The organism is Neobacillus sp. PVCKKU3 (assembly GCF_058323225.1).
The window spans coordinates 37804-49815 of sequence record NZ_JBLVQN010000047.1; the positions used below are offsets into that span (position 1 = coordinate 37804).

At 37.4% G+C, this 12012-nt stretch carries 7 protein-coding genes; all 7 read right to left on the minus strand.

The window, feature by feature from the left end; translation table 11 throughout:
* Positions 1 to 422 precede the first annotated feature (422 nt).
* The 7 genes from ACNQGS_RS24425 to ACNQGS_RS24455 all read right to left on the minus strand — a co-directional run bounded on the left by ACNQGS_RS24425 (position 423) and on the right by ACNQGS_RS24455 (position 11577).
* Positions 423 to 875: a S1 domain-containing RNA-binding protein gene (locus ACNQGS_RS24425; RefSeq protein ID WP_491489598.1), complete on the minus strand. Its 453-nt coding sequence runs from the start codon at positions 873 to 875 to the stop codon at positions 423 to 425.
* A 132-nt stretch (positions 876 to 1007) separates the two neighbouring features.
* Positions 1008 to 5477 (minus strand): coiled-coil domain-containing protein, encoded by a 4470-nt coding sequence (locus ACNQGS_RS24430; RefSeq protein WP_491489599.1) that lies wholly within the window; start codon positions 5475 to 5477, stop codon positions 1008 to 1010.
* Positions 5455 to 6201 carry a DUF6063 family protein gene (locus ACNQGS_RS24435; RefSeq protein ID WP_491489600.1) on the minus strand — a complete coding sequence of 249 codons (747 nt, stop codon included), beginning with the start codon at positions 6199 to 6201 and terminating at the stop codon, positions 5455 to 5457. The genes ACNQGS_RS24430 and ACNQGS_RS24435 overlap by 23 nt, the downstream gene beginning before the upstream one ends.
* Positions 6198 to 7712 (minus strand): hypothetical protein, encoded by a 1515-nt coding sequence (locus ACNQGS_RS24440; RefSeq protein ID WP_491489604.1) that lies wholly within the window; start codon positions 7710 to 7712, stop codon positions 6198 to 6200. The genes ACNQGS_RS24435 and ACNQGS_RS24440 overlap by 4 nt, the downstream gene beginning before the upstream one ends.
* Positions 7703 to 8776, minus strand: coding sequence for a Wadjet anti-phage system protein JetD domain-containing protein (locus ACNQGS_RS24445; protein ID WP_491489601.1), 1074 nt, complete (start codon positions 8774 to 8776; stop codon positions 7703 to 7705). Before ACNQGS_RS24445 ends, ACNQGS_RS24440 begins: the two co-directional genes overlap by 10 nt.
* 228 nt (positions 8777 to 9004) lie before the next feature.
* Positions 9005 to 10450, minus strand: coding sequence for a DEAD/DEAH box helicase (locus ACNQGS_RS24450; protein WP_491489602.1), 1446 nt, complete (start codon positions 10448 to 10450; stop codon positions 9005 to 9007).
* A 293-nt stretch (positions 10451 to 10743) separates the two neighbouring features.
* On the minus strand, positions 10744 to 11577 hold the full coding sequence (locus tag ACNQGS_RS24455; RefSeq protein WP_491489603.1) for a restriction endonuclease subunit S: 834 nt from the start codon (positions 11575 to 11577) through the stop codon (positions 10744 to 10746).
* Between the last annotated feature and the right edge of the window lie 435 nt (positions 11578 to 12012).

Consider the following 12012-nt stretch of genomic DNA (forward strand, 5'->3'; position numbering starts at 1 on the left):
AAATTAACGGGTTCACTTTCCCGAAAAAGGTAACTTTTTGGGTTGATTACCATATATTTGGATATACTTTCCGATTTGTAGTGGTTACTTTCCAATTGGGGCAGTTACTTTCCATTTTTACGATTTTACTTACACTTTCTGGCCAAATACTTTCCAAAATACCTGATTTACTTTCCAAACTATTTTACAGGCGGGAATTCACACCAAAAAGCCAGGCGGAGAGCCTGGCTTAGGTAACATATGAGATCTTAATAATACCTTTTTAAAATTTACTTGCTGAATTTCCTTCTAACTTGATATTCGAAAAGCAACATTCATATAGAAAAAAGCCAAATAAAAAGCTGACCCAAAAGTGTCGTCTTTCAACAACCTTTTGGGTCAGCCTCTTTACCTATATGATGAAAGATAAAAATCGCAGCAAATTATCCGCGTCTTCCACCTCTACCACCCTGTTTTGCAGTACTGTTGCGTTTTAGGGTAGACAAATTTTCTTCACTAGTCTTTAAAAATTTAGCCATTTTATCTTCAAAACTTTCTTTTGGTTTGAAATTACCTTTTGAACGAAAGTCTTTGGAACGATTATCCCCTCTACCACCCGGACGTGATGGGCGTTGAGAATAAGATGGACTTTGTCCTTCGGGTCTATCAACTGCCTTTTTAATGGACAAGGAAGTTTTACCGTCCTTCATACTAATTACTTTTACTTCAACTTGGTCGCCTATTTTAAGATGGTCATTTACATCTTTAACATAGCTATCCGCTACCTCGCTGATATGCACAAGACCTGTTGATCCATCCGGTAATTCTACAAAAGCTCCGAAATTAGTAATGCCTGTTACTTTACCTTGTACTTTGCTGCCAATTTCTACTGACATATTAATGGTTTTCCCCCTCAAGAATGTTAAAAACACTTAATTATAACAAATTAAATGAAACGAAACAATTGATATTGATTGCTTGGTTATATTCTACTAATTATAAATGGTTTCAAAGTATTTTTCAATATCTCATCTTACCTGAGTTGCTTCAGTTCCCTGATAAATTCGATATGCCGGAACAATGGTGTCGGAAACAATTTCTTTTCCTTTTTCACGAATGAAGTCCAATTTATAATAGGCATCGAATCTTCGGCTGATTTCCGTCTTCACCAGTTCGGGCGGAGTGACGACGATAAATTGGAACTTCAGTTTTTCGGCGACTGAGAAAATCGGGTCGAGGACATGTGCTGATGCGGCTTGTCCGAACGGATTATCACAGACTAACGGAACCCAGCTTTGGTCTGACTCATTTTTAACTGACAATAGCATCATCATCATAACCATTCGGGCAGACAGCTTTTGTCCTCCACTGCCATCTGATTTCGTCTTTGAGCCTTGATTAATGGTCTGCCATGTTGAGTAGTGCTCTCTTTGCGGTTTTCCGTACATAAAGGCATTATCCGTCCGCATGTTATAGACGAGAAGCTCTGGGTATCGATTTCGTAGTGATACAAACAAAATTTGCTCATCACTAATAAGTTGTTTTATTTCTTGGTCTACTGCTTGATTATTGGGATCAATTGTATCAAATTGTTTGGTAATTTTGTTGATGGCAGCGACAAAATGCTGCTTCAACAGCGGCTCGATATCTTCGGGCTTTTTAGGTAAAATATCTTCTTTTAGCTGCACAAGCGGGAAGGATCCTCGTTCATTTTTCAGCTTCATTTTTGCAATCATCGAACGAATCGCCTCTGAAATACTCATTACCTTCATGCTGGCTCGGCTGGCCCAGAAGTTTTGAGCCTTTTCTGCCCGTTCTTTGTCACGTTCTAATTGTTCCAAACCACCTTGTGAGAAGCGCTTCATATTTTTAACAATGCTTTGTATATGCGAATAATGCCTTGTATCCATATGGTCTAATGTTGTTAATACTTCATTTTTAAAACGAATCTCCCAATCCTTTCCTTCAATCGTCTGCTTTACATTACGTAAGGATTGTTCGATTTTCGCATGCTTCTCTTTGCCTTCTTCCTGAATCACTTGATGTTTTTCACACCAAGATATAATACATGCTTTCCCTTGACTCCTGACTTTTTCTACATCCATATCAGTAAAGGCTGCCGCTTCCTCCTTAAGGACCACGGATAATGTTAACAAATCCCCTTCATAACCCGCAATGTTGGAGTCTATTTCTTTTTGGCGCTTTTCAGCCTGCTTTACTTCCTCTAGCGTTTGTTTCGTTTGGTCTTGTATTTCTACTCCCTTTACTTCTAAGTCAAGATCTTCCCATTCTTCAGGCAGCTTTTCATGTTTGGTCACTTTCTTTCCTGACTTATCACGCTGAACAATTGCATGCTTTAAAGAAGTTTCTGCGACGGTTACAGCCGTTCCTTGTTCCCGTTCTTCTTTTTCCGCCGTCTTCGCTTCCTTTTGGGCTGTTTGCAGCATATTTTCTAATATGCTTATAGGTTCATCTGGTTCCGGAGCGTCTTTCCACTCCTTATTATAGGTATCTAGTTTTTTCTCTAATTTATTTTGCTGCTTTTGTTCTGTTTCTTTTTTTACTTGAATAACCAGCAATTCTCTTGCTTGTTCTTCTTTTGATTTTTGGAGCAGTTTTAACTCTTCAATACTGCCATTTAGCTCCTCTAATAAATGAGCTGACAACCGGGGAATGTCTTCACACTGCTCTACTTTTTCATCAGGAGGAAATACCGCTGTTTCAATAAAGACGCCAATCTCTTTAATCGTTTGCTCGGTTGTAACCTTCCATTCTAAATACGTTTGATGCCACTTGGTTTGCAGGTCAATGATCTGTTGGTGCTCTTTTCCTATTTCCTGCTGCGCTAAACTCGCGGCTTCCTTTTGTTTCTCTTTCTCTAATTTCACACGTTTATTTTCTTGATGAATTAGCCTTTCGCGATCATATTCCGTTAATGTTTCTACATCTCTTGTCAGCGTTTCGATTTTTTCTTTTGCCGTCTCCATCTGTTCTTTTAGCTGGAGCTGTAATTCTTTTTCTTTTTGCTGCTGTGTTGTGATTTCCTGTAACTTCGTCTTCATAGAATGAAGAGTATACTGTTCCTTATTAAGCTCTCTCTCAATATCCACCGCAAGCTCGTGAGATAAAAATCGATCCATTTCTTTTAGTATACGACGCAAGGCAGTTTCTGTTTTTTCAATTTCAATAAGTGTTTCTTTCTTTTCTTCTATTTGCTTAGCAATATTAATTTTCCAGTTGGTAAAATGATTTTTATCCGTTAATAGCTCTTTCTCTGTTCCGTTAATTATCACAAAGGTTGGTTGGTGATTTTCACTGTTCATTTCCTCACGTAAAAATATCGGAACAGGACTTTTGAACATTCTTCCGGAAAGAAGCTGCTGATTAATTTTTTGCCATTGCTGCCCGCTAACGACTAATCCATATGGAAGGAGCGGATAGGATTCAAGGTAATTCGCAAGCTCTTCTTTACTTAAAGATTGGAGAAATTGCGTTCCATAAAACACATCGATGCCAGTCTTTTCATCAATCCATTCTTTTAATTCTTTCACATCTTTATTCGGAATCCAGAAGTGCTCATCATTTAAGGAATGATCGAGTTGTATTTCCCAAAGATCTTTTTTAATTTGTTCAGCTTGTTCCCTATTATTGCCGAGTATGTCTTCAATCTGGATGACATATTTCGAAAGAAGCGCATGAGTTAGCGGTGCCGCGACATCATCTAACAATCCACGAAGCCGATCCAATAGTTTTACTTCCTTTTGTGTTTGCTCCTCATTTGCTTCCTTTAATTTTTCACATTTTTCTTCCGAAAACTGAATCGATTGGACAAGCGTACCATGAGTAGTGGCTAGTTGGTTTTGCACTTCACTAGATTCTTTATCTTTTGCTTGTAACTCTTCTATCGAAACCTTTTTGTTTTCAATTTGTTTAGAAAGAAACCCAATAAATCCCTTCAAATCATAGGATATCCGGTCACCAAATTCATTAATGAGGTTTTCTTCCTTAGACTCAAATGTATGCATTTGTGTATATAGGAGATCAATTTCCGTACTAAGCCGGGCAATCTCACTAGTCTTTAGTTTCTCCTGCTGCGACAGGTCGTTTCCTTTTTTCTTTAGGAACTTTTGATAGCCTAAATACTGCTTAACAGCTTCTTTAATGGAAAGATAAGACTCATCCCATTGCTTTACTGCTTCTTCTTTGATTTCATCCATTCTTTGATTCACTTGCTCTAGGCCACTATTTTGTTCTAATGTCGCAATCTGCTGTGAAAGAGCGCGAATACTTTGTTCATTTTCACTCCATTCCTTTAATAATACCTGAAAGGCTAGCTGTTCTTTTCGTTCTTGTTTTTCTTGAACCATTGCTTGTGAGGAAGTATGCTTATCCTTTTCTTCTCCTAATTTCTTCTCCCAATCCAGTACCTCTCGGTGAGCTTTTGCATATTCTAGATTGTCTTTTTGATAGCGTAAATCAGCTTGCCTTATCGTTAATTTTTCAATGTCTTCCTTTAAAACAAGCAGCATTTCCTCTTCGGATTGCTTTAAATGTTCCAAAGCACCTAACAGTTGTCTTCCTTCTTTTATACTTGCTTGCACAATGTCTTTATGTTCGGCACCTCTAGCCAGGTTCTCTTCAAAAGGGACAATGTCTTCTAAAAATTCCTTATGTGCTTGCTCTCTTTTTAACAGAATAGGCAAATCCTTCGCGATACTTGCCTGACTCTTGAAAATCTCGACAAGATCGTTCTTTTGCTCTTCTGTCCTGTGCAACACTTGGCTAACCGTAGGAATGATTCGTTTTTGGAATAAGGAATGATCATCTTCGGCCCCTTCAAAGTATTTGCCAACGCCGCCTTCATCCTTGTTAATCTCCTTCATAATATCCCAATCTTTACGGTTAATTCCGTATGTATCAAGAATGCGGTAGTGTTTCTTTGTATCTCGGTAAACATCATAGCCATTCCATTTTAAATAGTCCTTCAGGCTTTCAGTATCAGCCACCTCATCATTTTCAAATAATGGAATATGCTCTAGGGATACCTCTTCCTTCCGTTCAAATTCCCTTGTGTAAAACGTAATATTAGGAACAATCTTCGCTTCCTGTTCCAAGGTTTTGCGGTCATTTCCACTTTCTTCATTCATCGAAATCCGCTGTTCGGCTGAGAACATTCCTCCCGTTACCAGATGCCGTCGGTCTGAGCCGTCCAATTCCCATTGGATGAGAACATGAAAGGTATAAGGAATAAATTGCTCTTTGTTATTAAAAAAGAACTGCTGATAATAACGATTGTTTTGTTTTCCCCATGAAGTTCCAGGTTTAAGTATTTGGAAGATGGTTTGCAGAAATACACCTTTCCCGCCCCCATTCATCATCGCAATAAGGCCATTTGTGGATGTCTCTTTATTATGAAAGTGAAAGGTGGTATCTTTATATTGCTTTTGCATGCCATCATACTTCAGGCCTACAATTCTAATTCGATGGATTTTCGGCATGCTCCCCCACCTCCGAAGTCATTAATTTTTTGAATAATTCATAACGGTCATAATCGTGATAGAGGTATTCAATTCGCTCAAACAGCTCTTGTTTCGGAATGGCCTTTGGAATATCATCCCGGTCCAAAATGACGATCAGTCCCTCCGTCTCTAATAAACGCATGCTGCTTGCAATTAAACCGATTCTGGTTCGTCTATTGCCTTTTTTAGCCCCATAATCATCCGTTTCAACCTCCATGTATTTCCAGGTTGTCACAACATCCTTCATATCAATTCTTTCCTCTTCTCCGAAGTCAGGTTTCGCTTTAAGAATGCTATCCCATTTCATGATCAGATCGTTGACAAGACGCTCTAATGCGTAATAGCTGATTCCTTCCCGCTTCGTACGAATTTTAGCAGCCTGATTGCTGTCAATCGCCGCTAAAAAAGCCATGATGACAATACTAACAAGATGAAAGTGCTTTTTCGATTCGATTTGCTTATGCTTATCTTTCAGATGCGTAAAATTCGTGGCAAAGATAGAGCCGGTCGGCTGGACAACCAAATGGATTCGTTTAGGCGATTCAATAATATATGTACCTGATTCGTCTGCTAATAAAAGAACGGTCTGTCTCACTTCAGGATCAAAATACGTCTCGAAATGTTCGCTATTTTCGTCAATTACTTTTTCTTTTAATAGAGTAAAATAGACGGCTGATGCTTTTTTAATAGATTCTGCATTCATCTTTTTTCCTCCAGTACACAGATCTTAAACGGGGTAATTTTCGTTTGATACCAAAGAAAAGACTTCGCCCGATGGTCAAACATGGTAAAGATTTTCAAGCCTTCAAACACTTGAAATTGCGGATATTCCTGCATTAGTTTATAAAGAAGAATTTCCCGCTCGTCACTTAATGTTTCTTCTTTCCGATGCAGCACTTGAACCTTTAACGGCTTTTTATCAAACATCATCCATAAATCAATCGATTCCGATTCTTCAAACCATAAATCCTGTACTTCTAATGGAAGAGTGGATAAATCAGCTAATGAAAACTCCCCGTATGTTTGTAAATGCTGAAAAACATAACTCCATGCCTTAACAACAGAATCCCAGTTCGTCACTCGCACTCGAGTAATGCTTTCTTCTGATTCTTCTTCGATTACAGCATCCGTTAGTTGTTTTTCATCAAATTCTTGTTCGCCCCAGATCCAATCAAGCGGCAGAATAAATTCATTCTTCGGTGAAAATAAGGGAGAAAGGACTCTTTCAATCGTCTCGAAACTCTTGACCCCTTCTTTCATTAACCAATTTTCATAAAACTGTTCGCGAAATGAAACCAGACTCGTTTCCCAAAACAAGGAGGGATTTTCCGCTTTTAATTTCATCTCATAGGAGATATTTTGAATCACTAGCTTGGCAAAGCGGTCATGCAGCTGCCTAGTATGGCCAATTTTTTCTTGGAGCAGGAACAATTCCTTTTGGATAGGATGATCCTCTTCATTTCTTCGTTTCGATTTCTCTATCATCCTAGTAATAGTCCGAAAGTGATTTTTTTCTTCCTCAAATTGCTTTTCAATTTCAACCCGATTGTCGGCCCTTTGCCATTCTTCTTCCATCAGCAAGATTTTGGGATTATTTATCATTTCCTTTTGGAAAGTGAATTCCTTTGCCATTAAGCGATTTACGCGTGAAATGAGGTGATCGAGGTTTCGGGTAGCTTTTCTAAAATTACCATTCTTAATTAGCTGCATACTATAGAGCTGTTCGATTGTAATGGAGAATTCTTCGGCCATCTCTCTGCTCATAAAAATCATTTCCTGAGAGACGTCAGTAAGTTTATAAACAATCGATCCGCCCAACTCTAAATTCGTATATATTTCATCCATCGTGACATAACGGAAGACCTGAGTTTCCCATGATTGTTTTATTTCATCGTAATATAAGGCTTCAAACGGTTGACTATACTCTTCTTTCCCCTGATATAATAGCCCGCTTGTAATCCGTTCAATTTGCTTATCGTCGGCCAGCAGCTTCATTTGCTTAATGGTGTCCTCTACCATATACTTGATATCTGATTTGCGCCGATGATCATCATCATTTAATTCCCGGTAAAAGATGGTCAGGAGCACTTGCATGAGAATCGTTTGGACATAAGGCTTCAGCTCCCCTACTTCCATTCCCCGGCCAAGCTCAAACAGTGGATTTAATCGTTGCATCCGCTGGGCAAAACCTTCCCATGATTCGTTCAAGTCCATCTCCTCCATGTTTCAATCGTTAATACTTCTTGTGGGATTCGCTTGTTTTCCTGCCATAATTGCTGTAATAATGCTTGCTCCTCATCTGTAAACCATTGAAAAAATAAATCACGGTATTTGAGGTTTTGCGTTTGCCCCATTTTCTGGTCATTTTTTTGTTCTCGACAATCTAGCATTTTCCGATAAATTTTTAAGGCAGGCTGAATGCTGCAATCTGGGTATTTTTCGATCAGCCTGATGAGGATTCCGTACCCTGCAGCATCAAGATCTCCTGCGTAGTAGAATAGATAGGATTTGGGCGGAAACATTCGAAAGAAAAAGGAAAAGCTCTGCTCAATTTTCGTGCCTTCCCCGTAAATAACGAGTTCTGGCTCATAATCGAGTTGATTGGCTTCCAATAATTTAATAGAAGTATGAAAGAACGATAGATTTTCGATAATCAGAACTCTCTGAATATCTTTTATTTCTTTCCCTTGCTTCATCCAAAATACAAATGGCTCCCCATACTTCACCATTTTAAGTTGGTCCTCAGATATTCCGATTCTTGTTAAAAAGCCTTTTCCATCAGGAAATTGCTCACTATCTAATAAGAATTTTTCATGGCCAAAGAGCTCTAGGCTTCTTTCTTCCAATGATACGATTTCCCGTTCCTGGCTGGACTTTAGAAAACTATATAAATTCTCGATTCGCTGCCACTCTTCTTTCGTCTGCCATTCGGGATGACGCTCATAATAGGAAAAATCAAACCGATCACTTAATTTCATCATCTCAAGACGATCCCATTTGTCGGCCTGTACTTTTATATTGACCCAGTAATATAAGGCAAGAGCAGGTGTTTTACCATTGTATTGATTATTTTGAATAGGGATTAGCTGTCCCTCCGCCTGCAATGTTTCGATTGCTCGATAAAACAAAGAATAGCCGTCCATTTCAAAATAATCATCCACTAACTTGCGCAACTGAAATTCTAAATCGTTACTATTGATTTTCTTTTTTTGTTTAGGGTGCTGAATATCGCTAATGAACCCTCTTACCCTTGTTTCAATGATATTGATGGTACTCACCTACTTATATCTTCTTAAGAGCCATTAAAAGACTCCTATTACCTATTTTCGACATCCTTTTATTATAAACTAGTTGCGTGAATGTTCGTAAATGAAATTTTTCTAAAATAATAGATTGAATAAACAAAAAACACATCAGTGAATAAATTCACCGAAAAATAGTGCCTGACCCCCGGCATCTGTAACGCTTAAAATGTCGGGGGTCAGGCACTGAAATTCAATGTATAATTATTTTAGGGCTTTACTAACTTTTAGTTTCTTCCCTTTTATGGTTGTATTTTCCATGGCTTGTAAAACGAGCGAGCCTTTTCCATTTAGAATATCAACATAGGACATTTGATCCTGGATCGTAATAATTCCAATATCATCGGCAGTTACTCCAGGAATTTTCGCAATCGTTCCAACAAAATCTACTGCTCGAAGTTTCTTCTTTTTTCCACCGCTAAAATAAAGTTTCATGATATCTTGGTTAATTCTGGCGGTTTTATTATTTCTTACGACTCGTCTGCCGCTGATTTTTTCTTCGAAAGCAGGCTTTTTACCAGCAACATCATGTGGCGTAGGTGCATCCATGATTGGAATTTCAAAGCCAATATACCGTTCAATAGCTTTAACGAATTTTCCTTCATGAGGTGTCACAAACGTAATCGCTTTTCCTTCATTTCCTGCGCGACCGGTTCGTCCTGTCCGGTGGACATAACTCTCTTTTTCCATTGGAACATCATAGTTGATAACAAGTGTCACATTATCAATATCAATTCCTCTTGCCGCCACGTCGGTGGCAACTAAATAACGGAAATTCCCCATTTTGAACCCATCCATTACAGCAAACCGATCTTGCTGTTCTAATCCTCCATGGAGTCTTTCACAAGAATAATTGGATTCCTCCAATTCGGTATAGACAGTATCAACATGTTCTTTTGTGCGGCAAAAAATAAGGCAGCTGTCTGGATTTTCAACGACGGTAACGTCTTTCAGGAGTGAAATTTTTTCATCTTCCTTCACTTCGATTAGACGATGTTCGATTGTATCTGTCGTGATCCCGCCAGCCTCAATTTCAACATTAATAGGATTTTCCATATACTTATGGCAGAGTTTTTCAACATCCTTAGGTAATGTGGCCGAAAATACCATGGTTACTCTGTTTAAAGGAAGTTCATTGATAATTGATTCTACTTCATCGATAAAACCCATATTAAGCATTTCATCAGCTTCATCTATAATTAGATACTTAATTTTATCAAGAACTAGGGTTTCTCTTTCAATATGGTCCATAACACGGCCTGGGGTACCAACAACTACATGGTTTTTTTGTTTCAATTCTTCTTTTTGTTTCGTAAACGGTTCTTTTCCGTAAACGGCCATTGCTTTAATCCGTTTAAACCTGCCAATATTCGTAATGTCATCGCGAACTTGAACAGCCAGTTCTCTGGTTGGTGTAAGGATTAAGACCTGTGGCATTTTTTCTTCCCATTCAATCAGTTCGCAAATAGGAATTCCAAAGGACGCAGTCTTACCGCTGCCTGTTTGAGATTTTACAACAAGATCTTGATTTGCCAATGCTAGAGGAATGACTTTACTTTGAACCTCTGTCGGAGCTTCATATTTTAATACCTCTAAAGATCTTCTTATTTCATCGCTTAAATTATAATCCTCAAATCTTGTTTCACTCATGTATTAACCTCGTTTTTTTGTATTATCCCGCTTATCTATAGGATTTCTCTCGAAGAAATATCATATGTATAATCTGAATAATAGTCATTATACATGAAAGATATATGTAATTAAATCATGTATTTTCGGATTCCTTCTTATATAGCACTACTTGATTAAGATTACCATTTTTGAATTTTCCTGCCCATTCTGGTAAAAAGACAGCAAATTCGCAAAACCTCTTGAGCCATTGATGATTTTGACCAAAAACAGAAACAGCACCATTCCATTTAAAGTGGAAGGTGCTGTTTTCATTATATGAACATTTGTTGCATGAAGGCTTGTTTTTGTTGTTGTAGTAATGCCAGCTTGTTTTCTTCAGAATTAATTTTGTTCTCAATTTGTGAAAAAAAGTTAGCAATTTGTCTTTGCTCTTCTTCACAAGGAACAGAAATTGGCATTTCAAGAAAGGTTAAATCTTTGATATTTACTCGGTCATGTCTTGCACCAGTGTCGCCGTGCATATAAATATATTTATGCCATAAGGTGCCTTTAAAATAATAATACATAAATTCCTTATGTATGTTTTCTATTGTGAAACACATATATAAAGGAGAAACAATTCCAGGTTCACTTTCTCTATAAATATTAATCGGACCATAAGGGGCATCAGAAGATATCCTTGGGTTATAAACAAAATCACCCTGTGAAATAACATAATAACCATCTATATTTTCTTGGTTAGCAATTTCCTTATCAAAAAAATCTTTTTGTGAAATCAGGCCGTTTTTAGCAGAATTTGAAATTACATTGGTTATAGCTTTATCTATATTTTTTCTTACAATTTTTTTAGCAAAATGGCTCAATTTAATTGTTTTCCAATTTGGTTGATTTTCCCCATATTGATTTTTAAATCTAATTTCCTGACTAAAAATCTTCTGCAAATATCCTTTTTTCTGTTCTTTCAGCAAGTCGATTTTTCCCTGCTGAAGGACGATCTTTTCAGAAATCTTTTTAAAGAAATGTACAACTTTTGCCTGTTCATCTATAGAAGGTATATAAACAAATCGTTTCTTCCAATCTTCAATATTAAAAACCATTTTTTCGATATCTATACCGTAACTACTTAAGAAATAATGTTTCTTCATAAAAAAAGTTTTAGAAAGCAAATTAAAATATTCTGTTAGAATTAAAGCCTTTTTCCCTCTGGAAATGGTGTATTCATTTGAAACTATTGCATCATCAAAGTCTTCTGGAACAATTTCACAAGCACCATGAACTATTTGACGTTTTGAAATGAGAAAGTCTCCACTTTTTATATAAAATTGAGACGGTGTTTTTATATCTGATCCTTTATAAATACCTCGACTAACAATACCCTCATTACGTCTTTTTACAGTTACAAGTCGGTATTCTTTGTCTGAGTCTAATTTACATGGTCTTTTGATAAAAATCTAACAGCTCCCCTATTTGATACTTTTTAAATTCAGCGATATTTGTAAAAGTTTTAGAAGGTAACATGAACTACACCCCTAACTCTTTAAAGTACTTCTCTAACTCACGATCTACTACTGCGATTTCCT

Bases quoted from the DNA above. Each gene is read 5' to 3' on its own strand.
- ACNQGS_RS24425 (WP_491489598.1), bottom strand. From the start codon at position 875: ATGTCAGTAGAAATTGGCAGCAAAGTACAAGGTAAAGTAACAGGCATT.
- ACNQGS_RS24430 (WP_491489599.1), bottom strand. From the start codon at position 5,477: ATGCCGAAAATCCATCGAATTAGAATTGTAGGCCTGAAGTATGATGGC.
- ACNQGS_RS24435 (WP_491489600.1), bottom strand. From the start codon at position 6,201: ATGAATGCAGAATCTATTAAAAAAGCATCAGCCGTCTATTTTACTCTA.
- ACNQGS_RS24440 (WP_491489604.1), bottom strand. From the start codon at position 7,712: ATGGACTTGAACGAATCATGGGAAGGTTTTGCCCAGCGGATGCAACGA.
- ACNQGS_RS24450 (WP_491489602.1), bottom strand. From the start codon at position 10,450: ATGAGTGAAACAAGATTTGAGGATTATAATTTAAGCGATGAAATAAGA.
- ACNQGS_RS24455 (WP_491489603.1), bottom strand. From the start codon at position 11,577: ATGAAGAAACATTATTTCTTAAGTAGTTACGGTATAGATATCGAAAAA.